Consider the following 24,387-nt stretch of genomic DNA (forward strand, 5'->3'; position numbering starts at 1 on the left):
GGGTGTTACAGCGGCTCCAGCTTGGCGTAGCCAAGCATCAGCCACTTGCTGCCTTCGGCGAAGTTCACCTGCACCCGCGCCTGGGCACCGGCGCCCTCGAAATTGAGGATCACGCCCTCGCCAAACACCGCGTGCTGCACGCGCTGGCCGAGGTTGAACGCGGTTTCGGGGATGTTCGCCGCACCGAACAGGCTGCTCGAATTCTGTTTCTGACCCGAGCCGAACGGCCGGCTGACGCTGTTGGACAAGCGCACTTCCTGCACCAGCCCCGCAGGGATCTCACGCACGAATCGCGACACCTTGTTGTAGGTTTCGCTGCCGTACAGGCGCCGGGTTTCGGCGTAGGTCATCACCAGCTGCTGCATGGCGCGGGTAATGCCCACATAGGCCAGGCGGCGTTCCTCTTCCAGGCGGCCGGGCTCTTCCAGGCTCATCTTGTGCGGGAACAGGCCCTCTTCCATGCCCACCAGGAACACGTGGGGGAACTCCAGGCCCTTGGCGCTGTGCAGGGTCATCAGCTGGATGCTGTCTTCGTGTTCCTCGGCCTGGGCATCGCCGGCCTCGAGGGAGGCGTGGCCCAGGAACGCAGCCAGCGGCGACAGCTCGGCGTCCTCCTCGGCGCTTTCGAAGTTGCGCGCGGCGCTGACCAGTTCTTCAAGGTTTTCTACCCGTGCCTGGCCCTTTTCACCCTTTTCTTCCTGGTGATAGATGATCAGCCCGGACTGCTCGATCACGGTCTGGGTCATCAGGTGCAACGGCATGTCCATGACCTTGGCCGAGAGGTTCTCGATCAGCTCGATGAACGCGGCCAGGGCGCTGGCGGCACGGCCCTTGAGGCCCTTGTTGGCGATCAGCAGGCTCATCGACTCCCACATCGATACCTGGGCGTGACGGGCGTGTTCGCGAATCGCCTCCACGGTCTTCTCGCCGATGCCGCGCGGCGGTACGTTGATCACCCGCTCCAGCGCCGCGTCATTGCCACGCCCTTCAAGCAGGCGCAGGTAGGCCATGGCGTTCTTGATCTCGGCGCGTTCGAAGAAGCGCTGACCACCATAGATGCGGTACGGGATGCGCTCGCGCAGCAGGGCTTCCTCGAGCACCCGCGACTGGGCGTTGGAGCGGTACAGGATGGCGATGTCGCTGCGCGCCATGCCGGTCTTGAGCGCGCTCTCGATGGTCTCGACCACATAGCGCGCTTCGTCGTGTTCGTTGAAGGCGGCGTACAGGCTCAGCGGTTCGCCGTCGCCGCCGTCGGTCCACAGCTCCTTGCCCAGGCGATCACTGTTGTTGGCGATCAGGGCGTTGGCCGCCTTGAGGATGCCGGCGGTGGAGCGGTAGTTCTGCTCCAGGCGGATCATCTGGGTGTCGGGGAAGTCGGCACTGTACTGGTGGATGTTCTCGATCTTGGCGCCGCGCCAGCCATAGATGGACTGGTCGTCGTCGCCCACTACCATCAGGCTGTCACCGCCCTGGGCCAGCAGGCGCAACCAGGCGTACTGCACGGCGTTGGTGTCCTGGAACTCGTCTACCAGCAGGTGGCGGAAGCGCCGCTGGTAGTGCTGCAGCAGGCCCGGGTTGTCGCGCCACAGGTCCAGCGCGCGCAGCAGCAGTTCGGAGAAGTCGATCACGCCGGCGCGCTGGCAGGCTGCCTCGTAGGCCTCGTAGATGCTGCGCATGGTGCCCAGGAACAGGTCGCCGCTGGCCTGGATGTGCTGCGGGCGCAGCCCTTCGTCCTTCTGCCCGTTGATGAACCACTGCGCCTGGCGTACCGGCCAGCGCTGTTCGTCCAGGCCCAGCTCGCGGATCACCCGCTTGACCAGGCGTTGCTGGTCGTCGCTGTCGAGGATCTGGAAGTTCTGGTTCAGCCCCGCTTCCTGCCAGTGGGCACGCAACAGGCGGTGCGCCAGGCCGTGGAAGGTACCCACCCACATGCCGGCCGGGTTGATGCCCATCAACTGCTCGATGCGCTGGCGCATCTCGGCGGCGGCCTTGTTGGTGAAGGTCACCGACAGCACCGAATGGGGTGAGGCCTGCTCGACCTGGATCAACCAGGCGATACGGTGCACCAGCACTCGGGTCTTACCGGAGCCGGCACCGGCCAGAACCAACTGGCGACCAAGCGGGGCCGCTACGGCCTGGCGTTGGGCGTCGTTGAGGGAGTTCAACAGGAGGGAGAGGTCATCGCGCATCCGGCCATTTTAGGGGCGCAAGCGAGCCGGGGGCAAACCCATGGTGGAAAAAGATCGCCCAAGGCGCCGCCCGCTCATCGGTCGTGCCCCTTGGCCCGCGTGCTTGAGGGCTCGGCACTGAAACCAGGTTCCATAATTGCCACGCACAATTTATGACCCAGAGCAGTTTGGCCCAGGCGCCTGCTTGTGTATGCTCCGTGCTCGTTCGAGGCTCACCATTACAAGAACATTGCCTATGACCTTCGCATCTGCCTCCGTCAGCGTGCCGCTGGAAGCGCGCCGCGGTATTCGCAAACAGTTCGCCACGCAACTGGCCGTCGAGCGTACCCGTCTGTTGTACCAGGGCTCGTTGCTGCCCACCCTGTTCATGCTGCTCAACGGCCTGGTGTGTGCCTGGCTGCTGTGGAGCCCGCAGCGCTACCTGCTGGTCAGTGTGTGGATCGTTTGGTTGATGGCGCTGGTAGCGCTGCGGGTCATTCAGGTTGCGGCCTTCGACGCGGCGATGCCCGATCGACAGGTGCAACCGACCTGGTGGCGCATGTTCCTGCTCGGTTCGGCCTTCAGCGGCCTGACCCTGGCCAGCGCGGCGATTGCCCTGGTGCCTGTGGATAACTTCGTGCAACAGGCCTGGGTCTTCGGCTTGCTGGGGGCCGCGACCCTGTCGGCGAGCGTGGCCTACGCGGTCAGCCTGCCGGCGTTCCTGAGTTTCACCTTGCCGTGCCTGCTGCCGCCGATCGCGTTCCTGTTCTGGCGCGGTGACGAGCAGCAGCAGGGCTGGGGTTGGCTGGGGCTGATCCTGCTCGGCGCGTTGATGGTGGTGGCCTGGCAGGTCAATCGGCTGATCGAGGGGGGCCTGTTGCGCCGCTTTCAGAACCAGGCGCTGATCGAGCACCTGCAGGCCGCGCAGGCGCGCAGCGAGCGGCTCAACAAGGCCCTGGCGACCGAGGTCGAGCAGCGTCGGCTGATCGAGGAGCAACTGCGTCAGGCCCAGGCCGGGCTGGAATCGAGGGTGGCGCAGCGCAGCCAGGAGCTGGACCGCGCCAACCAGGCCCTGAGCAAGAGCGAGCAGCGCCTGGCCCTGGCGCTGGAAGCCAGTGAGCTGGGGCTGTGGGACTGGAATCTGGAAACCGACGAGGTGCATCACACCCAATTGCACGAGCTGTTCGGCCTGAACCCGGAGCAGGTGCGGGCGGTGCAGGCGCACCTCAAGCCGCGCCTGCACCCGGATGACGTGCCGGCGCTCAAGCGCGCCCTGGTCGACCACCTCAAGGGGCGCACCGACGATTACCGTATCGAGTACCGCTTCCGCCACGCCCAGGGCCACTGGTGCTGGATCGAGGACCGCGGCCGCGCGGTGGAGCGCGATGCCGCCGGGCGGGTGGTGCGCATGCTCGGCACCCGGCGCGACGTGAGCGCGCGCAAGGCTCAGCAGGAACAGCAACGCCTGGCCGCAACCGTATTCGAGGCGGCCAGCGAAGGCATCGCGATCATGGGGCCGGACTATGCCGTACTGGCCGCCAACCAGGCGTTCTGCCACATGACCGGCTACGTGCGCGAAGAACTGCTGGGGCGCAATGCGCTGGAGCTGCCATGCAGCCGCGACGCGCGCCGGCACTACGGTGCCATCGACCAGGCCCTGGCGCAGCAGGGGCGCTGGGAAGGCGAGCTGGTTGAGGCGCGCAAGAGCGGGGAACTCTACCCGCAGTGGCTGCAACTGACCGGCGTGACGGATGCGCGTGGCCAGGTCGGCACCATCGTGGGTTTCTTCACCGACCTGTCGGCACGCCGCGAGTCCGAAGAGCGCCTGCGGTACCTGGCGCACTACGACGAACTGACCGGCCTGGCCAACCGCGCGTTGTTCCGCCTGCGTCTGCATGAAGCCGGCCAGCGCCTGCGTGGCAGCGGTCGCAGCCTGGCGCTGCTGCACATCGACCTGGACCGCTTCAAGCTGCTCAACGACAGCCTGGGCCACGAGCTGGCCGACCGGCTGCTCAAGACCATGGCCCAGCGCATCGGCAACGCAGTGCCCGAGGCCGATACCGTGGCGCGTCTGTCCGGTGACGAGTTCGTGGTGCTGTTCGACGGCTATTCACACCTGTCCAGCCTGGTGCGGGTGGCGACGCGCCTGCTTGACAAGCTGCGCGTGCCGCTGCGTGTCGACGGGCACGAGCTGGTGATCAGCGCTTCAGTGGGGGTCAGTCTGCTACCCGATGCCAGCCTGGATGTCAGCACCCTGGTGAGCCAGGCCAACATGGCCATGCAGCACGCCAAGCACCTCGGCGGCGACGGGTTCCAGTTCTACACCGAGAGCCTGCAGGCCAGCACCCTGGAGCGCCTGCAACTGGAGAACCAGCTGCGCAAGGCCATCGAAGAACGCCAGCTGGAGGTCTATTACCAGCCCAAGCTGTGCCTGACCAGCGGCCGCCTGCAGGCTGCCGAGGCCCTGGTGCGCTGGCATCACCCACAGGTGGGCATGGTGCCACCGGGCGACTTCATCGGCCTGGCCGAAGAGACCGGGCTGATCGCGCCGATGGGCGAGTTCGTGTTGCGCCAGGCGTGCTGGCAGGCCTGTGAATGGCAACGGCAGGGGCTGGCGCCGATTCGCGTGTCGGTGAACTTGTCGGTGTATCAGTTGCGCCAGGGCAAGCTGGTCAGCCTGGTGCGTCAGGTGCTGGAAGACAGCGGCCTGGCACCGCACCTGCTGGAGCTGGAGCTGACCGAAAGCCAGTTGCTCGACAGCGTGGAGCACATCATCGCGACCTTTCATCAGTTGCATGAACTGGGGGTCAAGCTGGCCATCGACGATTTCGGCACCGGCTATTCGTCGCTCAGCTACCTCAAGCGTTTTCCGGTGAATTACGTGAAGATCGACCAGACCTTCATCCGTGGCCTGCACGAAGGCAGCGAGGACGCCGCAATCACCCGTGCGATCATTGTCATGGCCCAAAGCCTGGGCCTGCAGGTGGTGGCCGAAGGGGTGGAAACCCAGGAGCAGTTGGCGTTTCTGCGCGAGCAGGGCTGCGATGAGGTGCAGGGCTACCTGATCAGCCGGCCGGTGGAGGCCGACAGCCTGGCCGCCTTGCTGCGTGAGGATCGGCGCTGGTAGCCCCACGGCCAGGGCCCCGATCAACGGGGCCCTGGCGTTGTAACAAGTCGCAGCCTGCCGGTCAGTGAGTGACCAGGATCTCCTCCAGGCTCACCAGCAGTTTGCCGTCGTGGAAAATATCCACTTTCGGGATGTTGCTGTGGTCGCCGTCCATTTCGAAACAGACCGCACGTTCGGTGATCACCTGGGCAGCCAGGGCGTCCACATTCTCCAGCTTCAGTTCCAGCGCCAGGGCGTGCGATTTGTCCTGGATGGCGCGTTTCACCAGCACTGGCACGATGGCCGAGGTGGCGACTTCCACGGTGCCATACACTCGAAACCTGGCGTTGCCCGGCATCTTGTCGTTCTGCGCGATCCAGCCTTTTGCTTTCAGGGACATTCCTTTGTACTCCATTCGATGGTGGGTGGGATGTTGCGTGCCCACTATCGAACAGCGCGGCTGCACCCGGCAGCCGGAAAGCTTTCAACCGTGCCAGGCGCGTCCCTGGTGAGCCAGCAGGCTGTGGGCCTGGTCCGGGCCATTGGAGCCGGCCGGGTAAGGGCGGGGGGCCTGGAAGTGCTCCTGCCAGCCAGTCAGGATCGGGTCGATCCAGGCCCATGCGGCCTCCACTTCGTCGCGGCGCATGAACAGGGTCGAGTCGCCGTCCAGAACATCCAGCAGCAGGCGTTCGTAGGCGTCCCAGCGTCGTGCCTGGCCGAACACCTGGGCCAGGTTCAGGTTCAGTTCCACCGGCTCCAGGCGCATGCCCTTGCCCGGTGCCTTGGTCATCATCTGCAGGCTGATGCGCTCATCGGGCTGCAGCTGGATCAGCAACTGGTTGGCCTGGTCGCCGTCGAACAGGCGATGGGGCACCGGCTTGAACTGGATGACGATCTGCGAGGAGCGCTTGGCCATGCGCTTGCCGGTACGCAGGTAGAAGGGCACGCCGGCCCAGCGCCAGTTGTTGATGTGGGCTTCGACGGCGACGAAGGTTTCGGTGTCGCTGTCGTTGTCCACGTCCTTCTCGAAGTAGTAGGCCGGAACCTCCTGCCCGCCGATCTTGCCGGCGCTGTACTGGCCGCGCACGGTCTTGTCCTGCACGTCCTGCCCGGTGATGGGTTTGAGGGCCTTGAGGATCTTGACCTTTTCATCGCGCACCGCCTCGGCCTCGAACTGCGCTGGTGGCTCCATGGCTACCAGGCAGAGCAGTTGCAGCAGGTGGTTCTGCAGCATGTCGCGGGTGGCGCCGGCACGGTCGTAGTAGCCGCCGCGGTTTTCCACGCCGAGGGTTTCGCACACGCTGATCTGCACGTGGTCCACCTGGTTGGTGCGCCACACCGGCTCCAGCAGCGCGTTGGCAAAGCGCAATGCCATGAGGTTCTGCACCGTCTCCTTGCCCAGGTAGTGGTCGATGCGAAACACCTGGGATTCGGCGAATACCGCGCCGATGGCGCTGTTGATCGTGGTGGCGGACTCCAGCGAGTGGCCGATGGGTTTTTCCAGCACGATACGCGCTTCGCTGTCGACCAGCCCGGCCACCTGCAGGTGGGTGGCGATGGGCACGAACAGGTTGGGTGCGGTGGCCAGGTAGTAGACCCGCGTCAGCCCGCCGGGCTCGCCCAGAAAGCGGGCGAGGCGGCCGAAATCGGCGCTCTGCATGGCGTCCATGGAGAAGTAGTCCAGGCGCGTGGAAAAGCGGTGCCACACCTCGTCGCTGAAGTCCTGGGGCGCGATCTGGGCGCGGCAGCGGCGTTCGACCAGCTTGAGAAATTCAATCCGTGGCAAGGTCCGGCGGGCCAGGGCGATGATCCGCACGGCGTTGTGCAGACGGCCTTCGCGAAACAGGTGGTAGAGCGCTGGAAGCAGTTTGTTCAGGGCCAGGTCGCCGGTGCCGCCGAACACCAGAATGTCGCACGGGATAGTCAATGCCACCACTCTCCAAGATCGTTTAGCTGGGCGGGTCGCCGGTCATGTAGTATAACTACAAGAAAGCTACAACCCGGTCAGCCGATCATAACCGAGTCCTGCCCTTGAATCTGTTGCAACACATCGCCCAGTCGCGCCATCTGCTACGCAAATCGGAACTGAAGGTTGCCGATCACGTATTGCTCGATCCAGCGGCTGTCATGCATAGCTCCATGGCTGATCTGGCGCACAGCGTCGGGATCAGCGAGCCGACCATCGTGCGTTTCTGCCGGGCGATCGGTTGCACCGGTTTCCAGGACCTCAAGCTCAAGCTGGCGCAAAGCCTGGCGGCGGGTGCGAGCTTCGGTCAGTTCGCGATTCATGAAGACGATTCGGTAGCCGACTACAGCCTGAAGATCTTCGACACCACCCTGCACACCCTGATGGAAGTGCGCGAGCACCTCGATGCCCAGGCATTGCAGCGCGCCGTGACGGCCATGGCCCAGGCGCAGCGCGTGGAGTTCTACGGGTTTGGTGCATCGGGTGCGGTGGCTGCCGATGCCCAGCACAAGTTCTTCCGCCTGTTGCTGACGGCAGCGGCGTATTCCGACCCGCACATGCAGGCGATGTCGGCGGTCACCCTCAAGCCGGGTGATGTAGCGATCTGCATTTCCCAGTCAGGGCGTTCCAAGGACCTGCTGATCACTGCCAACCTGGTGCGTGAAAGCGGCGCGACGCTGATCACCCTGTGCCCGAGCCAGACCCCGCTGGCCGAATTGTCCACGGTCAACCTGGCCATCGACGTGCATGAAGACACCGAAATCTACACCCCGCTGACCTCGCGTATCGCCCACCTGGTGGTGATCGACGTGCTGGCCATGGGCGTTGCCATGGCGCGCGGGCCGAGCTTGGTCAACCACCTCAAGAGCGTCAAACGCAGCTTGCGCAGCCTGCGCCTGTCGCCCAAGTCGATCAAGGCGATGGACGACTGATCGTCTTGCACCGCCCGCACTGACGCCTTCGCTGGCTTGCCGGCGAAGGGCAGCACCGCATGCCACGCCTGATTGTTCATGCTTTTGTAACCCTCCCGCCGCCAAACCGTAACCCCGCCCGGGCACGCTGAAACTCCCCGCAATCGACCAGGGAGACACGCAATGGCTCGTGAATTCGATGGCTCGCACCAACCTACCGCCAAGTCCCGCAAGCAGCAGGAAAAGGATCAGCGCCGCATGGAGTTTCGCCGCGCGATCGAAAGCTATTCCGAGCAGCGCCAATTGCTGCAGGACATCGCCGACTACCCCGAACTGCACGCTGTCAGCGTATGGCAGGTGTCAGCGGCAACGTCCCCGAGAAACGCTCAACAAGCGCGCTGATCTGCGCACGTTCGCTGCGGATGAACGCAACAAAGGCCAGGGCCACCGGCGACTGCCGCTTGGCCTTGGCCTGCACCACGCACCAGCTGCGATACAGCGGCAGCTCCTCTACCGGCAGCTCGCGCAGCACCCCGGTGGCCAGTTCCATGTTCAGTGCATGCCGGGTCAAAAGGGCGATGCCAAGGCCTGCGATCACGCATTCGCGCTGGGCGTCGGCCGATGCCACTTCCAGGGTCTGAGTGAAGTGCACGCGCTTTTCCTTGAAGTACTCCTCGCACGCCTTGCGCGTGCCCGAACCCTGTTCGCGCACCAGCAGCGTATGCGGCTCCAGGTCCTGCAGGCGCAGGCTGTCGAGCGTGCACAGCGGGTGATCGGGCGGGGCCACGGCCACGATCGGGTTGTTCAGGAAGGGCAAAAACTCCAGGCCCATGTCCTGCGGCACCATCGACATGATGATCAGGTCGTCGCGGTTGTCCGACAGGCGCCGGATGGCCTGGGCGCGGTTGACCACGGTGAGGGTCAGGTTGACCTCCGGGTGCAGGCGCTTGAAGGCGGCGAACAGGTGCGGCACGAAGTACTTGGCGCTCGATTCCACCGCCAGCTTGAGCTGGCCCTGCAGCGAGCCCTGCATGTCCGACAGCTGCATGTCGAGGCTCTCCAGGCGTCCGAAGATGTCCCGGCTGGCGCGCTGCAGCGCCTCGGCGGCCTCGGTGAGGTAGAGCTTCTTGCCGACGTACTCGAACAGCGGCTGGCCTACCAGTTCTTCGAGCTGGCGGATCTGTAGACTAACGGCGGGTTGCGTCAGCGACATCTCCTCGGCGGCCCGGCTGTAGGAACGCAAATCACACACTTCATTGAAGATCTGCAATTGACGCAATGTCATACGCATCAATGACTTACGCATATTTCCCGTCGCCTCGGCAAAACCCTGTTACGGCACTATAAGCAATTGCTAATGCTGCCCCTAACAAATATTGATTTTTGTTTATTCACGTTCGGCGCTAGGGTGATTATACGACTGGCCAGCGACGTCTGGTCACGCGCCGACCGGTACTGCCGGTTCGTTTGTTACCAACGGCTTTGGGAAGACTCCAGTGATAAAAAAAATCCTGATCGCCAACCGGGGTGAAATCGCAGTACGCATTGTGCGTGCCTGCGCCGAGATGGGCATTCGCTCGGTGGCGATCTATTCCGACGCCGACCGTCACGCCCTGCACGTAAAGCGTGCGGACGAGGCCCATAGCATCGGTGCCGAACCCCTGGCCGGTTATCTCAACCCGCGCAAGCTGGTGAACCTGGCAGTGGAAACCGGCTGCGATGCGTTGCACCCGGGCTATGGTTTTCTGTCGGAGAACGCGGAGCTGGCGGACATCTGCGCCGAACGCGGGATCAAGTTCATCGGCCCGGCCGCCGAAGTCATTCGCCGCATGGGCGACAAGACCGAGGCGCGGCGCAGCATGATCAAGGCCGGCGTACCGGTCACCCCGGGCACCGAAGGCAACGTGGCCGACATCCACGAAGCCCTGGAAGAGGGCGACCGCATCGGTTACCCGGTTATGCTCAAGGCCACTTCCGGCGGCGGCGGGCGCGGCATTCGTCGCTGCAACAGCCGCGAAGAACTCGAGCAGGCCTTTCCGCGGGTGATTTCCGAAGCCACCAAGGCATTCGGTTCGGCCGAGGTGTTCCTGGAAAAATGCATCGTCAACCCCAAGCACATCGAGGCGCAGATCCTGGGTGACAGCTTCGGCAACGTGGTGCACCTGTTCGAGCGCGACTGCTCTATCCAGCGCCGCAACCAGAAGCTCATCGAGATCGCCCCCAGCCCGCAGCTGACCCCCGAACAGCGCGCCTACATAGGCGACCTGTCGGTGCGCGCGGCCAAGGCCGTGGGCTACGAGAATGCCGGTACCGTGGAGTTCCTGCTCGCCGATGGCGAGGTGTACTTCATGGAAATGAACACCCGGGTGCAGGTGGAGCACACCATCACCGAGGAAATCACCGGTATCGACATCGTTCGCGAACAGATCCGCATCGCCTCGGGCCTGCCGCTGTCGGTCAAGCAGGAAGACATCCAGCACCGCGGCTTCGCGCTGCAGTTCCGGATCAATGCAGAAGACCCGAAAAACAACTTTCTGCCCAGCTTCGGCAAGATCACCCGCTACTACGCCCCCGGCGGCCCGGGCGTGCGCACCGACACGGCGATCTACACCGGCTACACCATCCCGCCGTTCTACGACTCGATGTGCCTGAAGCTGGTGGTCTGGGCGCTGACCTGGGAAGAAGCCATGGACCGCGGCCTGCGGGCCCTGGACGACATGCGCCTGCAGGGGGTCAAGACCACCGCCGCGTACTACCAGGAAATCCTGCGCAACCCGGAATTCCGTAGCGGCCAGTTCAACACCAGCTTCGTTGAAAGCCACCCCGAACTGACCAACTACTCGATCAAGCGCAAACCCGAAGAGCTGGCCCTGGCCATCGCCGCCGCCATCGCCGCCCACGCAGGCCTGTGAGGAACCCTACAATGTCCAAGAAAATTTTCGTAACCGACACGATCCTGCGCGACGCCCACCAATCGCTGCTGGCCACCCGCATGCGCACCGACGACATGCTGCCGATCTGCGACAAGCTCGACAAGGTGGGCTACTGGTCGCTGGAAGTGTGGGGCGGCGCGACCTTCGACGCCTGCGTGCGCTTCCTCAAGGAAGACCCGTGGGAGCGCCTGCGCAAGCTGCGCGCAGCACTGCCCAACACCCGGCTGCAGATGCTGCTGCGCGGCCAGAACCTGCTTGGCTACCGGCACTACAGCGATGACGTGGTCAAGGCCTTCGTGGCCAAGGCAGCAGTCAACGGCATCGATGTGTTCCGCATCTTCGACGCCATGAACGACGTGCGAAACCTGCGCGTGGCCATCGAGGCCGTGAAGGCGGCCGGCAAGCATGCCCAGGGCACCATCGCCTACACCACCAGCCCGGTGCACACCATCGAGGCGTTCGTGGCCCAGGCCAAGCAGATGGAAGCCATGGGCTGCGATTCCATCGCGATCAAGGACATGGCCGGCCTGCTGACCCCCTACGCCACCGGCGAGCTGGTCAAGGCACTCAAGGCCGAGCAGTCGCTGCCGGTGTTCATCCACAGCCACGACACGGCCGGCCTGGCCGCGATGTGCCAGCTCAAGGCCATCGAGAACGGTGCCGACCATATCGACACCGCCATCTCCAGCTTCGCCTGGGGCACCAGCCACCCGGGCACCGAATCGATGGTTGCAGCGCTCAAGGGCAGCGAGTTCGATACCGGCCTGGACCTGCAACTGCTGCAGGAGATCGGCCTGTACTTCTATGCCGTGCGCAAGAAGTACCACCAGTTCGAAAGCGAGTTCACCGCCGTGGATACCCGCGTGCAGGTCAACCAGGTACCGGGCGGGATGATTTCCAACCTGGCCAACCAGCTCAAGGAGCAGGGTGCGCTCAACCGCATGAACGAAGTGCTGGCCGAGATCCCGCGGGTGCGTGAAGACCTCGGCTTCCCGCCGCTGGTCACGCCCACCTCGCAGATCGTCGGTACCCAGGCGTTCTTCAACGTGCTGGCCGGCGAGCGCTACAAGACCATCACCAACGAGGTGAAGCTGTACCTGCAGGGCGGCTACGGCAAGGCACCGGGGGTAGTCGACGAGAAGCTGCGTCGCCAGGCCATCGGCAGCGAAGACGTCATCGACGTGCGCCCCGCCGACCTGCTCAAGCCCGAGATGACCAAGCTGCGTGCCGACATCGGCAGCCTGGCCAAGTCCGAAGAAGATGTGCTGACCTTCGCCATGTTCCCGGACATCGGGCGCAAGTTCCTTGAAGAGCGTGAAGCCGGCAGCCTGACCCCTGAAGTGCTGCTGCCGATTCCGGAAGCCGGCGCGGTGGCCTCGGCCGGTGGCGAAGGCGTACCAACCGAGTTCGTGATCGACGTGCACGGCGAGACCTACCGCGTGGATATCACCGGTGTGGGCGTCAAGGCCGAAGGCAAGCGCCACTTCTACCTGTCCATCGACGGCATGCCGGAAGAGGTGGTGTTCGAGCCGCTCAACGAATTCGTCGGCGGTGGCAGCAGCAAGCGCAAGCAGGCCAGCGAGCCGGGCCATGTGAGCACCACCATGCCGGGCAACATCGTCGATGTGCTGGTCAAGCAGGGCGACACGGTCAAGGCCGGCCAGGCGGTGCTGATCACCGAAGCGATGAAGATGGAAACCGAGGTGCAATCGGCCATCGCCGGCAAGGTTGCAGCCATACACGTGGCCAAGGGCGACCGGGTCAACCCGGGCGAGATCCTGATCGAGATCGAAGGCTGATTCAGGCCTTCATCTGCAAGCGGTTAACCTCTGGGGAGCGAATTGCTCCCCTTTTTTTATCTTCTGTTGGATACGCCCGCTCCGGGTACCGGCCTCACGCACCCGTACGGCACGCTTCCAGCGTCTTGAGCTGACCCTCTGGGCGCTGGTTGTCCTCGCTCAGCCAGCGTTCGAAACCAGCGGCAATGGCCGGCCATTCGTCATCGGTGATGGAGTACCAGGCCGTGTCGCGGTTGTGGTCCTTGGTCACCATGTGCTTGCGAAACACCCCTTCGAAGGTGAACCCGAAACGCTCGGCCGCGCGCTTGGAGCGGGCATTGTCGTTGTTGCACTTCCATTCCAGGCGCCGGTTGCCCAGGGCGAAGGCCTGCTTGCCCAGCAGGTAGATGGCCTCGGTGCCCTTGGGCGTGCGCTGCATGGCCGCGCCGAAGGCAATGTGGCCGATCTCGATACGGCCCTGCTCGGGCACGATCGACATCAGGCTGAGGATACCCTGGGTCTGCCCGCTGGCCAGGTCGATCACGCTGTAGAACAGCGGGTCGCTGCTGGCGGCGTTGCTGTCTAGCCAGTGGTCGAAGTCTTCGCGCTCGGTGAATGGTCCGTAGGCCAGGTACTTCCACAGTGTCTGGTCGGCCTCGGGGCCCTGGAACACCGCCCACAGGTGCTCGCGGTCGCGGCGCGGGTCGAGTTTTTCCAGGCGGATGAAGCGCCCGACCAGCGGGACAGGCTGCGGGGCCTTGGCCGGCCGCCAGTTCAACGGTGTGCTCATGGTGGCTTCTCCGATTACAGGGCTTTGCGGAACTGGATGAAACCCGGCCGTTCGGCCACCTGTTCATACAGCGAAATACCGGTGGCGTTGGTTTCATGGGTCAGCCAGTGCACCTTGGTGCAGCCGGCCTGGCGCGCCGTGTCGTACACCAGCTCGATCAGCTGGCGGCCCACGCCCTTGCCGCGCTGGTTGGCGTCGACATACAGATCCTGCAGATAGCAGGCGTTCTCCACCGTCCAGTTGGAGCGGTGGTAGATCCAGTGCACCATGCCCACCGCCTTGCCATCGACCCAGGCCAGCGCAGCGTTGGTCGGCTCGCTGGTGTCGAGCATGCGCTGCCAGGTCACGGCACTGACCGCCTCATCGATGCGGGTCTCATAGAAACGCTGGTAGGCCTGCCATAGCGGCAGCCAGGCGGCGTGGTCATCGGCGGTCACGGGGCGCAGGGTCACGGTAGACATCGAAGGATCCTTGTGTGCAATACAGGGGTTGGCGAATGGCCCCATCCTAGGCAGGCTATTGGCTTATGGTAAGAGCCATTTCCGGCTTATTTGGTAGGTCCAATTTCATGAGCGAACGTAGCGTTGCCTTGCCCTTCGACCCCACCGGCATCGTGCTGGACCGTCGTCAGGGGCTCAGTCGCCAGTTGTACCAGGCGCTGCGCCAGCGCGTGCTGGACGGGCGCCTGGGTAGCGGCACGCGTCTTCCCGCCACCCGCGACATGGCCGCAGCGCTTGCCGTCTCACGTAACAGCGTAGTTCGTGCCTACGACCAGCTGTATGCCGAAGGCTATATCGAAAGCCGGGTGGGCGATGGTACCTACGTCAGTCAGCTGCCAAAACTATCCACAAAACTGTCCACAGGGTTATCCCTGGGTTTTTCCACAGGGTTATCCACAAAAACGGGTGATTGCACTGAGGATTTATCCAGTAAAGTTATCCACACGGACGTGCTGGAGCGCCTGGAAAACAATCATTTATCCGTGCATGAGCCTCGTGCGCCGCGGGCTTTTCAGGTTGGCATACCGGCCTTCGATCTGTTCCCCTTCGAGGTGTGGGCCAAGCTGCAGGCGGGTTTCTGGCGAAATCCCGACCCGGCGTCACTCGGTTACGGCGACCCGGCCGGAGAACCGCTGCTGCGCGAGCTGATTGCCACCTACCTGCGTCGCTCCCGTGGGTTGTCCTGCGTGGCTGAACAAATTGTGATCACCAGTGGTGCGCAGCAGGCAATCAGCCTTTGTGCACAGCTGCTGCTGGCGCCCGGTGACGGTGTGGCTGTGGAAAACCCCGGCTATCGTGCGGCGGGTAAAGCCTTCGTCATGGCGGGCGCGAAGGTGCATGGCGTGGGGGTGGATCACGACGGGTTGCAGTGCGCTGCCCTGGCCCAGTTGCCCAACTGTCGCCTGAGCTACGTTACCCCCGCGCATCAGTACCCCACCGGCGTCACCCTGAGCCTGGCGCGGCGTCTGGAACTGCTGGCCTGGGCCGAGCGCAACGACAGCTGGATCATCGAGGACGACTACGACGGCGAGTACCGCTACAGCGGCGCGCCGCTGGCCCCGCTGGCAGCCCTGGACCGCAGCGGACGGGTGCTGTATGTCGGCACCTTCGGCAAGGTGGCCTTTCCGGCGCTGCGTCTGGGCTACCTTGTGCTGCCGGCCCGGCTGGTGGAGGCATTCTCGCGCTTTCGGGCGTTGGCGGTGCGCCATTCCGAGGTCGGCACACAGGCGGTGATGGCGCAGTTCATGGCTAAAGGGCACTTCCAGCGTCATATCCGGCGCATGCGCCGCGCGGCGTTGAGCCGGCGCAATGCGCTTCTGGCCGGCTGGCCGAAGGCTGTGGCGGGGCTGGGAGCCTTGCCGGAGGTGGCGGCGGGCCTGCACCTGAAGATCGACGTGGACAGCCAGGCGCGCGAACGGGAACTGATCGCCCGTGCCGCAGCGGTGGGTGTCGAACTCAATGCGCTGAGTGATTACTGGTTGCCCGACACGCCGCTGCCTGTGGATAAGCGTGCCGGACTGGTGCTGGGGTTCGCGGCCGTGAACGAGGCCGCGATTGCCCAGGCCCTGGCACGCCTTGCACGTGCCTGGGTCGACTGAGCCTAGCCTTGACGGGCGCGCTCGAAACCCTCGAGCACGTTGACCGCGTTGACGCCGATTTCGGCCACGGCATAGCCACCTTCCATGATGAACAGGGTCGGCTTGCCCAACTGCGCGATGCGCTCGCCCATGGCCAGGTAGTCCGGGCTGTCGAGCTTGAATTGCGAGATCGGGTCGTCCTTGAAGGTGTCCACGCCCAGCGAGATCACCAGCACTTCGGGGTCATACGCGCCGATGCGTTCGCAGGCTTCGTCCAGCGCGCCGCGCCAGGTGGCCCAGTCGCTGCCTGCCGGCAGCGGATAGTTGAAGTTGCAGCCCAGCCCGTCGCCTTCGCCGTGCTCGTCGGCATAGCCGAGGAAGAACGGGAATTCGGCTTGCGGGTCGCCGTGGATCGAGGCGAACAGCACGTCGTTGCGTGCGTAGAAGATCTGCTGGGTACCGTTGCCGTGGTGGTAGTCCACATCCAGGATCGCCACGCGCTGGCGACCGTGGTCGATGAAGGCCTGGGCGGCGATCGCGGCGTTGTTCAGATAGCAGTAGCCCCCCATCACGTCGCTGGCGGCATGATGCCCCGGTGGCCGGCACAGGGCGAAGGCGCTGTGGGCACCGGCCTGCACCGCCGCCTGTGCGGTCAGGGCAACCTGCGCCGAGCTGTAGGCGGCCTGCCAGGTGCCGGCGGTGATCGGTGCACCGGCGTCGAAGCTGTAATAGCCCAGCTCGCCATGCAGGCCGCTGGGTTTGACCTGGCGCAGGCTGCGCGCCGGCCAGGTGAACGGCAGCAGGTCGCCGTCATGGCCCAGTGCGCTCCAGCGCTGCCAGGCGCCCTGGAAGAAATCCAGGTAGTCGGCGCTGTGCACGCGCAGCAGCGGTGCGCGGCCAAAATCGGTAGGGCCTTCGACGGGCCCCAGGCCCTGGGCCTTGACCCGCTCGAGCACATGGTCGGCACGCGAGGGCATTTCGAAGCAGGGCATCAACTGCCCGTCGATCAGCTCGCAGCGGCCGTGGTGCAGGCGATGGTCATCGGAATAGATCGTCAGCATTTTTTGTTCTCCGGGTTTACTGGCGTGGCCCCATTGTCGAGAGGTACGCCCACCGGCAGAACGGCGCAAACGGCCAAAAGGGGATCGATATGGCCAACACGGTTGTCCGCATTTCGCCCCCTCGCGGTGCATGCGCGTGTTTCAGGCGCGAAAATGGCTCGGTGCCACGCCGCTCCAACGCAGGAAGGCGTGTCGGAAGCTGGCCGGCTCGCTGAAGCCCAGCACCTCGGCGATGCGGTAGATCGGCAGCTCGTCCTCGGCCAGCAACTGCTTGGCCCGTTCGAAGCGCAGCTCATCGAGCAGTTGTTGATAACTGCTGCCCAGCTCGTGCAGGTGGCGACGCAGGGTGCGTGACGAACAACTCATCTGCCGCGCCAGGCCCTCGAGGCCTGGTGGTGCCTCCAACTGCTGCTGCAGCAGCTGGCGAATGCGCCCGAGCCAGGCCTGGCGCCCGGTGAATTCCAGGTTCTGCCGGCGGCAGCGTTCGCTCATCGCACGGTGGGTGATCGGGTCGGCCAGGGGCAGGGCCCGGGCCAGCCAGTGGCGTTCGAAGGCAAAGGCATTGTCGCTGGCGCCGAACTGCAGGGGGCAGTCGAAAGGCGCACTGTAGAGCGCCTGGTAATCCGGGGCAGGGTGAGCGAAACGCGCGCCCAGCAAGGGCAGCGGCTGGCCGAGCAGGTCGTTGCAGATGACCTTGAGCGACGTCAGGCAGAACTCGGCATTGAACGCCGCAAGCTCCGGGGCCTGGCCGTAGTCGCTGGCGCTGAACCAGACCCGCTCGCCGTCCTCGATCAGGCGCAGCTGGAAAAGTGTTCCCAGCAGCGCGGGGTACTGCAGGGCCAGGTGCAGGGCGTCACCCAGGGTGGCACCGGAAAGCAGGGCGTAACCGAGCATGCCGTAGGATGAAACGTGCATGCGCTGGCCCAGTTCCAGCCCGACTTCCCGGCGCATGGCCACGGCGTTGGCGCACACGCGCAGTTCCTGGTGCGTGGTGATGCGCCAGTCGGCGCGGCCCAGGTCGGCCGGGGTGATGCCGGTGCCTTCGAGCAGCCGCTGGGCGGCACGGTCTTCGTCCTTGAAGGCCTGCAGCATCAGGGAAACCGCGTTCAGGGTGGTGAGGTGGGAGTGGAGCATGCTCGGCATCCGGCTGAGGGGCTTGGGGTTGAGTGAGCAATTTGTATGCCCTTCAGGGCCTGTTCGCTGGCAAGCCAGCGAAGGGCTCAACGTAATTCGCCAGCCAGGTCCAGCCCAACCAGCCGTCGCACCTCGTCAACCGGCAACTGGCTACCGAGCAATGCCTGCAATTTGCCGAACGCCGCCTCCCGGGTCATTCCGCCACCCGACAGCACACCGGCCTCGCGCAGGCGGCTGCCGGCTGCGTACACCTCCAGTTCGACCCCGCCTTCATGGCACTGGGTGATCGCCACCACCACGATGTCACGCGCGCGGGCCTGTTCCAGCACGGCCACGAACGCATCGTCATCACACGGCCCGGTGCCGCTGCCGTAGCATTCCAGCACCAGCCCCTGGACCCCGCTGTCGAGTGTGGCCTGCAACAGCGCGGCGTCGAGGCCTGGCACCAGCGGCAACACTGCAACCTTGGCCACCTGCAGCGGCGCGCGATAAGCCAGTGCTGCCGGTACAGGCGCCTGCGCCGCACCGCCCGAGCGCTGCAAGGTCGCGAACGGGTTCCGGCCGAAGCTGCGCACCTTGGCGGTGCGGTTTGGTGCCAGCAGCTGACCGTGGAAATACAGCTGAACACCCGGCGACGTACCCTGGCTCAGCACCTGCAGCGCCCCCGTGAGGTTCTCCCACGCATCGCTGTCCGGCGTACCGGCCGGCAGCATCGAGCCGGTGAACAGCACCGGCACCGTCAGCCCGAGCAACTGGAAGCTCATGGCGGCGGCGCTGTAGGCCAGGGTGTCGGTGCCATGCAGCACCAGCACGCCATCGCAGCCCTGGCCATCCACCGCTTCGATGATCGCGGCGCGCAGGCGCTGCCAGTAGCAGGGCGTCATGTTGGCGCTGTCGATCAGCGGCAGCAGTTCGCGGAACTGCCAGGCTGCCAGGCCCGGTTGCCCGGCCAGTTGCTCACGCATGCGCTGCTCGAAGCCCGACGCCGGGGCCAGGCCGCCGGCGCTGGCCTGCATGCCGATGGTGCCACCGGTGTACAGCACCATGATGTTGTGGGCAGGGGCCGGGGTCATGGCCTGTCTCCGTGCTCGACTGAAGGAAAGCCGACCACCTTACGCCATCCCCCGGCGCGCTGTCAGCGGCCGGGCCGCCCGAGTTCGCGATGGGCAGCGTGACGGCCAGCGGTTACCATCGCGCCTGCTTCAGGACGAAGGTGCCAAGGACGTGTCGACGAACAAGTACAAATCCGCGCAAGAGCGCCTGTGCGCCGCGGTGGACCTCAATTGCCCGGCATGCGGCCACGTCTGGTTGCCGAGCGAGGGCGAGCTGGAAACGCTCATGGGCGGGCAGCCGCTCACCTGTGCAAAGTGTGCCCAGGCGCTGGTGTTGCCCGAGGCGGATCACCGGGCCATGAAGCGCCACCTCAGCCGTTCCAACTGGGCAGACCTGATCAGCGGGCTGGGCGTGGTGCTGTGCTTTATCGGGGTGCTCACGGTGCGCCATTACACGGGCGATCTGACCGCCTTCATGGTGGCGCTCTGCCTGGCGTTCGTGTGGTGGTTCATGAAGGAGATCGTCAGCGATTCGACCTTCCTGAATGTGCTGCTGCTGCCCTCGTCGGCAGAAGCAGCCGACACTACCCGTTCCCTTTAGGCGCCGGCATTGCTGGCGAAGGTCGCACCGCAGGCAAAAAAAAGGGCCCGGAGACAAAGTCCCTGGGCCCTCAAAAGGTGAGAGGTGTCTAGTCCCTCAACCTGGTGAGCGGTAGTACGGCGTCGGTTACGCTTTGAGCGGTACCAGACGCGGTGCAATCATGTTTTCCGGACGCAGGATGTCGTTGAGCATCGCTTCGTCCAGCAGGCCTTCCTCACGCACCAGTTCCAGTACGCCGCGGCCGCTTTCCAGCGCGATACGGGCAATACGGGTGGCGTTTTCGTAGCCGATGTACGGGTTCAGGGCGGTGACCAGGCCGATCGAGTGTTCGACCAGTTCACGGCAGCGCTGTTCGTTGGCGGTGATGCCGACGATGCAGTGCTCGCGCAGCATGTCCATGGCGCGTTGCAGCAGACGGATCGAGTCGAAGATCTTGTAGGCGATCAGCGGCTCCATCACGTTCAGCTGCAGCTGGCCGCCTTCGGCCGCGATGGTCAGCGCGATGTCGTTGCCGATGATGGCGAAGGCCACCTGGTTGACCGCTTCCGGGATAACCGGGTTGACCTTGCCGGGCATGATCGAGCTGCCTGGCTGACGTGCCGGCAGGTTGATCTCGTTGATGCCGGTGCGCGGGCCGCTGGACAGCAGGCGCAGGTCGTTGCAGATCTTCGACAGCTTGACTGCAGTGCGCTTGAGCATGCCGGAGAACAGCACGAAGGCGCCCATGTCGGAGGTGGCTTCGATCAGGTCGGCAGCCGGTACCAGCGGCTGGCCGCTGATCAGCGCCAGACGCTGTACGGCCAGGGCCTGGTAGCCCGGGTCGGCGTTGATGCCGGTACCGATCGCGGTACCGCCCAGGTTGACTTCGGTCAGCACTTCCGGCGCCAGGGTGCGCAGGCGGTTGAGGTCTTCGGTCAGGGTGGTGGCGAAGGCACGGAATTCCTGGCCCAGGGTCATCGGCACGGCGTCCTGCAGCTGGGTACGGCCCATCTTCAGTACGTGGCTGAACTCTTCACCCTTGGCAGCGAAGGCCTGGATCAGGCTGTCGAGGCTGGCCAGCAGCGCATCGTGACCCAGCAGCAGGCCCAGACGGATGGCGGTCGGGTAGGCGTCGTTGGTCGACTGCGCCATGTTCACGTCGTTGTTCGGGTGCAGGTACTGGTACTCGCCCTTCTGGTGACCCATCGCTTCCAGCGCGATGTTGGCGATCACTTCGTTGGCGTTCATGTTGGTGGAGGTACCGGCACCGCCTTGAATCATGTCGACCACGAACTGCTCGTGGAAGTCACCGCGGATCAGGCGGGCACAGGCCTCGCTGATGGCGGCGTGCTTGGCATCGCTCAGGTGACCCAGCTCGCGGTTGGCGTCGGCAGCTGCCTGTTTGACCATGGCCAGGCCGACAACCATTTTCGGGTAGTGCGACAGCGGCACGCCAGAGAGGTGGAAGTTGTTGGCAGCACGCAGGGTCTGGATACCGTAGTAGGCATCAGCAGGGACTTCGAGGGTGCCAAGCAGGTCTTTTTCGACACGGAACGATGCAGCAGCGGACATGATAGAGATCATCTCGAGTTAGGCCCGGCACATGCCGGAATGGCGCCAATCCTAGGCCTGCACGGATTTTGCGGCCAATGCTGTTGCACGCTAACCTATGCACAAACGGCATAACGTTCCATGTGACGCCAATTGACATTCGAGCGTGTACCATTTTGGTGCATGCCTGGAGAGCCCGATGAACCTCGAAAGCAAATGGCTGGAAGATTTCAGCGCCCTGGCCGCCACCCGCAGCTTTTCCCAGGCGGCGGAGCGTCGCTTCGTGACCCAGCCGGCGTTCAGCCGGCGCATTCGCAGCCTGGAGGCTGCGTTGGGGCTGACCCTGGTCAACCGCTCGCGCACGCCGATCGAGTTGACCGCTGCCGGCCAACTGTTCCTGGTGACGGCGCGCACGGTGGTCGACCAGCTGGGCGAGGTGCTGCGCCACTTGCATCACCTGGAAGGCGGGCAGGGCGAGGTGATCCAGGTGGCGGCGGCGCACTCGCTGGCGCTGGGCTTCTTTCCGCGCTGGATCGCGCAGTTGCGCAACGACGGTCTGAACATCGCCACGCGGCTGGTGGCGACCAACGTCGGCGATGCGGTGCACGCCCTGCGCGAAGGTGGCTGCGACCTGATGCTGGCGTTCTACGACCCGGATGCGGCCCTGCAGATGGACGCCGAGATCTTCCCCTCGCTGCACCTGGGGCACACCGAGATGCTGCCGGTGTGTGCAGCGGATGCCGACGGCAAGCCGCTGTTCGACCTGGAAAACGACGCCAGCGTGCCCTTGCTGGCCTACAGCGCCGGAGCGTTTCTGGGGCGCTCGGTGAATCTGCTGCTGCGCCAGCGCAACCTGCGCTTTACCACCATCTACGAAACCGCCATGGCCGACAGCCTCAAGAGCATGGCCCTGGAAGGCCTGGGTATTGCCTGGGTGCCGCGCCTGTCGGCCCGTGCCGAGCTTGAACGTGGCGAGCTGGTGATCTGTGGCGGTGCGCAATGGCACGTGCCGCTGGAGATCCGCCTGTACCGCTGCGCGCTGGTGCGCAAGGCCAACGTGCGCCTGCTGTGGCGCAAGCTCGAAGGCGGGCCGGCGACAGCTTGACTCCAGAGTCAGCCCGAAGCCCTGAAAAAGCCCGAAAAATAAGGCTTACAGTTGGTCGCCGGGGTGCATCAAACACACGGCTTTACGATATACTGCGCGGCCTTCGGTCGGTACACCCGGCCCTAATTCGCATAACAAGCCACGCCGGTCGTCCCTGCGTGGCTTGTTGTTTTTTGACGCGCCTGAAGGCGCCCAAGAGAAGAGGCTCGACGATGAGTGCACTGGTTGGCGTGATCATGGGCTCCAAGTCCGATTGGTCCACCCTTAGCCACACCGCCGATATGCTGGAAAAACTCGGCATTCCCTACGAAGTGAAGGTGGTTTCCGCCCACCGCACGCCGGACCTGCTGTTCCAGTACGCCGAAGAGGCCGAAGGCCGTGGCATCGAGGTGATCATCGCCGGTGCCGGTGGCGCTGCCCACCTGCCAGGCATGTGCGCCGCCAAGACCCACCTGCCGGTGCTGGGTGTGCCGGTGCAGTCGGCCATGCTCTCGGGCGTCGATTCGCTGCTGTCGATCGTGCAGATGCCGGCCGGCATCCCGGTTGCCACTCTGGCCATCGGCAAGGCCGGCGCGATCAACGCCGCGCTGCTCTCGGCGAGCATCCTGGGCGCCAAGCACCCGCAGTTCCATACCGTTCTGAAACAGTTCCGCGCTGAGCAGACAGACAACGTTCTGGACAATCCAGACCCGCGCCAGGCCTGAGGTCACACGCATGAAAATCGGTGTAATCGGTGGCGGCCAACTGGGCCGCATGCTGGCCCTGGCGGGTACCCCGCTGGGCATGAACTTCGCTTTCCTCGACCCGGCCCCTGACGCCTGTGCGGCCGCTCTGGGCGAGCACCTGCGTGCCGACTACGGCGACCAGGATCACCTGCGCCAGCTGGCCGACGAAGTCGACCTGGTGACCTTCGAATTCGAAAGCGTGCCAGCCGAGACGGTGGCCTTCCTGTCGCAGTTCGTGCCGGTGTATCCGAGCGCCGAAGCGCTGCGCATCGCCCGCGACCGGCTGTTCGAGAAGAGCATGTTCCGTGACCTGGGCATCCCGACCCCGGCCTTCGCCGACATCCAGTCGCAAGCCGACCTGGAGGCCGCCGTCGCCAGCATCGGCCTGCCGGCCGTGCTCAAGACCCGCACCCTGGGTTATGACGGCAAGGGCCAGAAGGTGCTCCGCACCGAAGCCGATGTTGTCGACACGTTCGCCGAACTTGGTAGCGTGCCCTGCCTGCTGGAGGGCTTCGTGCCGTTCACCGGCGAGGTGTCGCTGATTGCCGTTCGCGGCCGCGATGGCGAGACGCGCTTCTACCCGCTGGTGCACAACACCCACGACAGCGGCATCCTGCGCCTGTCGGTGGCCAGCGAAGACCACCTGCTGCAGGGCCTGGCCGAAGACTACGCGAGCCGTGTGCTCGAGCAGCTCGACTATGTCGGCGTGCTGGCGTTCGAGTTCTTCGAGGTCGACGGTGGCCTGAAGGCCAACGAGATCGCGCCGCGTGTGCACAACTCCGGGCACTGGACCATCGAAGGCGCCGAGTGCAGCCAGTTCGAGAACCACCTGCGCGCCGTGGCCGGCCTGCCGCTGGGCTCGACCGCCAAGGTCGGCGAAAGCGCCATGCTCAACTTCATCGGCGAAGTGCCGGCGGTGGCCGCGGTCGTGGCTATCGACGACTGTCACCTGCATCACTACGGCAAGGCCTTCAAGGCCGGGCGCAAGGTCGGTCACGCCACCCTGCGCTGCGCCGACATGGCCACGCTGGAGCAGAAGATCCAGCAGGTCGAAGCGCTCATCGCAGGCTGAGCGGAACCATTCCCGCCGCGCATCCCTCTGATGGCAGGATGCCAAAGCGCTGACTAGGCTTTGGCTCGTGCACTCAATTCAGAGGGAATGCCATGGGTATCATCGGAACCATCTTCATCGGCCTGATCGTCGGCTTGCTGGCACGTTTTCTGAAGCCGGGCGACGACAGCATGGGCTGGATCATGACCATTCTGCTGGGTATCGCCGGCTCTCTGGCGGCGACCTACGGTGGCCAGGCGCTGGGGATCTACCATGCGGGCGAGGGTGCTGGCTTCCTCGGTGCACTGGTGGGTGCAATCATCCTGCTGGTGATCTACGGCATGATCAAAAAGCGCTGACAGGACGCTAGAATGCTCGGCAACTTTCCGTCAGTTGCCG

21 protein-coding genes are annotated in these 24,387 nt (G+C 64.7%); 11 read left to right on the forward strand and 10 right to left on the reverse strand.

The window, feature by feature from the left end; genetic code table 11:
- Positions 1 to 5: 5 nt before the first annotated feature.
- A complete protein-coding gene (uvrD, locus tag JZZ72_RS03175) occupies positions 6 to 2,189 on the reverse strand; it encodes a DNA helicase II (protein ID WP_054916451.1) in 2,184 nt (727 codons plus the stop codon).
- Between the two features lie 235 nt (positions 2,190 to 2,424).
- Here uvrD and JZZ72_RS03180 point away from each other — a divergent pair, with 235 nt between their 5' ends.
- Positions 2,425 to 5,295: an EAL domain-containing protein gene (locus JZZ72_RS03180; RefSeq protein ID WP_210014031.1), complete on the forward strand. Its 2,871-nt coding sequence runs from the start codon at positions 2,425 to 2,427 to the stop codon at positions 5,293 to 5,295.
- Positions 5,296 to 5,356: 61 nt separating this feature from the next.
- Here JZZ72_RS03180 and JZZ72_RS03185 read toward each other — a convergent pair whose 3' ends face one another.
- Both JZZ72_RS03185 and zwf read right to left on the reverse strand, forming a co-directional pair.
- Positions 5,357 to 5,674, reverse strand: coding sequence for a hypothetical protein (locus tag JZZ72_RS03185; RefSeq protein ID WP_054916453.1), 318 nt, complete (start codon positions 5,672 to 5,674; stop codon positions 5,357 to 5,359).
- An 84-nt stretch (positions 5,675 to 5,758) separates the two neighbouring features.
- Positions 5,759 to 7,201: a glucose-6-phosphate dehydrogenase gene (zwf, locus tag JZZ72_RS03190; RefSeq protein WP_210014044.1), complete on the reverse strand. Its 1,443-nt coding sequence runs from the start codon at positions 7,199 to 7,201 to the stop codon at positions 5,759 to 5,761.
- Positions 7,202 to 7,305: 104 nt separating this feature from the next.
- Here zwf and hexR point away from each other — a divergent pair, with 104 nt between their 5' ends.
- Both hexR and JZZ72_RS03200 read left to right on the forward strand, forming a co-directional pair.
- A complete protein-coding gene (gene hexR / locus JZZ72_RS03195) occupies positions 7,306 to 8,172 on the forward strand; it encodes a transcriptional regulator HexR (RefSeq protein ID WP_043861524.1) in 867 nt (288 codons plus the stop codon).
- A 162-nt stretch (positions 8,173 to 8,334) separates the two neighbouring features.
- Positions 8,335 to 8,553, forward strand: a complete 219-nt coding sequence (locus JZZ72_RS03200; RefSeq protein ID WP_078481432.1) for a PA3496 family putative envelope integrity protein — start codon at positions 8,335 to 8,337, stop codon at positions 8,551 to 8,553.
- On the opposite strand, the gene JZZ72_RS03205 is transcribed toward JZZ72_RS03200, so the two are convergent.
- The gene (locus tag JZZ72_RS03205; RefSeq protein WP_162484870.1) at positions 8,495 to 9,442 is read right to left on the reverse strand and encodes a LysR family transcriptional regulator; all 948 of its coding nucleotides are present in this window, start codon (positions 9,440 to 9,442) and stop codon (positions 8,495 to 8,497) included. The genes JZZ72_RS03200 and JZZ72_RS03205 overlap by 59 nt on opposite strands.
- 205 nt (positions 9,443 to 9,647) lie before the next feature.
- Here JZZ72_RS03205 and JZZ72_RS03210 point away from each other — a divergent pair, with 205 nt between their 5' ends.
- On the forward strand, positions 9,648 to 11,063 hold the full coding sequence (locus JZZ72_RS03210; protein WP_043861526.1) for an acetyl-CoA carboxylase biotin carboxylase subunit: 1,416 nt from the start codon (positions 9,648 to 9,650) through the stop codon (positions 11,061 to 11,063).
- A gap of 11 nt (positions 11,064 to 11,074) precedes the next feature.
- A complete protein-coding gene (oadA, locus tag JZZ72_RS03215) occupies positions 11,075 to 12,883 on the forward strand; it encodes a sodium-extruding oxaloacetate decarboxylase subunit alpha (protein WP_043861527.1) in 1,809 nt (602 codons plus the stop codon).
- Positions 12,884 to 12,977: 94 nt separating this feature from the next.
- Here the strand turns inward: oadA and JZZ72_RS03220 are convergent, their stop codons facing one another.
- The gene (locus JZZ72_RS03220) at positions 12,978 to 13,652 is read right to left on the reverse strand and encodes a GNAT family N-acetyltransferase (protein ID WP_054916454.1); all 675 of its coding nucleotides are present in this window, start codon (positions 13,650 to 13,652) and stop codon (positions 12,978 to 12,980) included.
- A 14-nt stretch (positions 13,653 to 13,666) separates the two neighbouring features.
- Positions 13,667 to 14,113 carry a GNAT family N-acetyltransferase gene (locus JZZ72_RS03225; RefSeq protein WP_043861529.1) on the reverse strand — a complete coding sequence of 149 codons (447 nt, stop codon included), beginning with the start codon at positions 14,111 to 14,113 and terminating at the stop codon, positions 13,667 to 13,669.
- A gap of 107 nt (positions 14,114 to 14,220) precedes the next feature.
- Here JZZ72_RS03225 and pdxR point away from each other — a divergent pair, with 107 nt between their 5' ends.
- Positions 14,221 to 15,750: a MocR-like pyridoxine biosynthesis transcription factor PdxR gene (gene pdxR / locus JZZ72_RS03230; RefSeq protein ID WP_210014032.1), complete on the forward strand. Its 1,530-nt coding sequence runs from the start codon at positions 14,221 to 14,223 to the stop codon at positions 15,748 to 15,750.
- 2 nt (positions 15,751 to 15,752) lie between these two features.
- Here pdxR and JZZ72_RS03235 read toward each other — a convergent pair whose 3' ends face one another.
- The 3 genes from JZZ72_RS03235 to JZZ72_RS03245 all read right to left on the reverse strand — a co-directional run bounded on the left by JZZ72_RS03235 (position 15,753) and on the right by JZZ72_RS03245 (position 18,997).
- Positions 15,753 to 16,790 (reverse strand): histone deacetylase family protein, encoded by a 1,038-nt coding sequence (locus JZZ72_RS03235; protein WP_043861530.1) that lies wholly within the window; start codon positions 16,788 to 16,790, stop codon positions 15,753 to 15,755.
- A gap of 141 nt (positions 16,791 to 16,931) precedes the next feature.
- Complete coding sequence (locus JZZ72_RS03240; protein WP_043861531.1) at positions 16,932 to 17,924, reverse strand: AraC family transcriptional regulator; 993 nt, start codon at positions 17,922 to 17,924, stop codon at positions 16,932 to 16,934.
- Positions 17,925 to 18,010: 86 nt separating this feature from the next.
- Complete coding sequence (locus JZZ72_RS03245) at positions 18,011 to 18,997, reverse strand: asparaginase (protein ID WP_058541955.1); 987 nt, start codon at positions 18,995 to 18,997, stop codon at positions 18,011 to 18,013.
- Between the two features lie 151 nt (positions 18,998 to 19,148).
- Between JZZ72_RS03245 and JZZ72_RS03250 the strand changes: the two genes are divergently transcribed.
- Positions 19,149 to 19,577, forward strand: a complete 429-nt coding sequence (locus JZZ72_RS03250) for a hypothetical protein (RefSeq protein WP_058541954.1) — start codon at positions 19,149 to 19,151, stop codon at positions 19,575 to 19,577.
- A gap of 126 nt (positions 19,578 to 19,703) precedes the next feature.
- On the opposite strand, the gene aspA is transcribed toward JZZ72_RS03250, so the two are convergent.
- The gene (aspA, locus tag JZZ72_RS03255) at positions 19,704 to 21,128 is read right to left on the reverse strand and encodes an aspartate ammonia-lyase (RefSeq protein WP_043861534.1); all 1,425 of its coding nucleotides are present in this window, start codon (positions 21,126 to 21,128) and stop codon (positions 19,704 to 19,706) included.
- A 178-nt stretch (positions 21,129 to 21,306) separates the two neighbouring features.
- Here aspA and JZZ72_RS03260 point away from each other — a divergent pair, with 178 nt between their 5' ends.
- From JZZ72_RS03260 to JZZ72_RS03275, 4 genes are all read left to right on the forward strand, one after another.
- The gene (locus tag JZZ72_RS03260; protein WP_043861535.1) at positions 21,307 to 22,212 is read left to right on the forward strand and encodes a LysR substrate-binding domain-containing protein; all 906 of its coding nucleotides are present in this window, start codon (positions 21,307 to 21,309) and stop codon (positions 22,210 to 22,212) included.
- A gap of 212 nt (positions 22,213 to 22,424) precedes the next feature.
- A complete protein-coding gene (gene purE, locus JZZ72_RS03265; RefSeq protein ID WP_054916459.1) occupies positions 22,425 to 22,916 on the forward strand; it encodes a 5-(carboxyamino)imidazole ribonucleotide mutase in 492 nt (163 codons plus the stop codon).
- Positions 22,917 to 22,926: 10 nt separating this feature from the next.
- Positions 22,927 to 24,009 (forward strand): 5-(carboxyamino)imidazole ribonucleotide synthase, encoded by a 1,083-nt coding sequence (locus JZZ72_RS03270; RefSeq protein ID WP_210014033.1) that lies wholly within the window; start codon positions 22,927 to 22,929, stop codon positions 24,007 to 24,009.
- A 92-nt stretch (positions 24,010 to 24,101) separates the two neighbouring features.
- Positions 24,102 to 24,347 (forward strand): GlsB/YeaQ/YmgE family stress response membrane protein, encoded by a 246-nt coding sequence (locus JZZ72_RS03275; RefSeq protein WP_043861538.1) that lies wholly within the window; start codon positions 24,102 to 24,104, stop codon positions 24,345 to 24,347.
- Positions 24,348 to 24,387: the final 40 nt, after the last annotated feature.

The sequence above is a fragment of the Pseudomonas palmensis genome (assembly GCF_017848315.1).
Taxonomy (GTDB): Bacteria; Pseudomonadota; Gammaproteobacteria; order Pseudomonadales; family Pseudomonadaceae; genus Aquipseudomonas; species Aquipseudomonas palmensis.

Excerpts from the sequence above, each read along its gene's own strand:
- JZZ72_RS03260 (WP_043861535.1), top strand. The coding sequence starts at position 21,307 with ATGAACCTCGAAAGCAAATGGCTGGAAGATTTCAGCGCCCTGGCCGCC.
- JZZ72_RS03275 (WP_043861538.1), top strand. The coding sequence starts at position 24,102 with ATGGGTATCATCGGAACCATCTTCATCGGCCTGATCGTCGGCTTGCTG.
- JZZ72_RS03185 (WP_054916453.1), bottom strand. The coding sequence starts at position 5,674 with ATGTCCCTGAAAGCAAAAGGCTGGATCGCGCAGAACGACAAGATGCCG.
- JZZ72_RS03205 (WP_162484870.1), bottom strand. The coding sequence starts at position 9,442 with ATGCGTATGACATTGCGTCAATTGCAGATCTTCAATGAAGTGTGTGAT.
- JZZ72_RS03225 (WP_043861529.1), bottom strand. The coding sequence starts at position 14,113 with ATGTCTACCGTGACCCTGCGCCCCGTGACCGCCGATGACCACGCCGCC.
- purE (WP_054916459.1), top strand. The coding sequence starts at position 22,425 with ATGAGTGCACTGGTTGGCGTGATCATGGGCTCCAAGTCCGATTGGTCC.
- aspA (WP_043861534.1), bottom strand. The coding sequence starts at position 21,128 with ATGTCCGCTGCTGCATCGTTCCGTGTCGAAAAAGACCTGCTTGGCACC.
- JZZ72_RS03220 (WP_054916454.1), bottom strand. The coding sequence starts at position 13,652 with ATGAGCACACCGTTGAACTGGCGGCCGGCCAAGGCCCCGCAGCCTGTC.
- oadA (WP_043861527.1), top strand. The coding sequence starts at position 11,075 with ATGTCCAAGAAAATTTTCGTAACCGACACGATCCTGCGCGACGCCCAC.
- JZZ72_RS03270 (WP_210014033.1), top strand. The coding sequence starts at position 22,927 with ATGAAAATCGGTGTAATCGGTGGCGGCCAACTGGGCCGCATGCTGGCC.
- JZZ72_RS03180 (WP_210014031.1), top strand. The coding sequence starts at position 2,425 with ATGACCTTCGCATCTGCCTCCGTCAGCGTGCCGCTGGAAGCGCGCCGC.
- pdxR (WP_210014032.1), top strand. The coding sequence starts at position 14,221 with ATGAGCGAACGTAGCGTTGCCTTGCCCTTCGACCCCACCGGCATCGTG.
- JZZ72_RS03245 (WP_058541955.1), bottom strand. The coding sequence starts at position 18,997 with ATGACCCCGGCCCCTGCCCACAACATCATGGTGCTGTACACCGGTGGC.
- JZZ72_RS03240 (WP_043861531.1), bottom strand. The coding sequence starts at position 17,924 with ATGCTCCACTCCCACCTCACCACCCTGAACGCGGTTTCCCTGATGCTG.
- JZZ72_RS03200 (WP_078481432.1), top strand. The coding sequence starts at position 8,335 with ATGGCTCGTGAATTCGATGGCTCGCACCAACCTACCGCCAAGTCCCGC.
- JZZ72_RS03235 (WP_043861530.1), bottom strand. The coding sequence starts at position 16,790 with ATGCTGACGATCTATTCCGATGACCATCGCCTGCACCACGGCCGCTGC.
- uvrD (WP_054916451.1), bottom strand. The coding sequence starts at position 2,189 with ATGCGCGATGACCTCTCCCTCCTGTTGAACTCCCTCAACGACGCCCAA.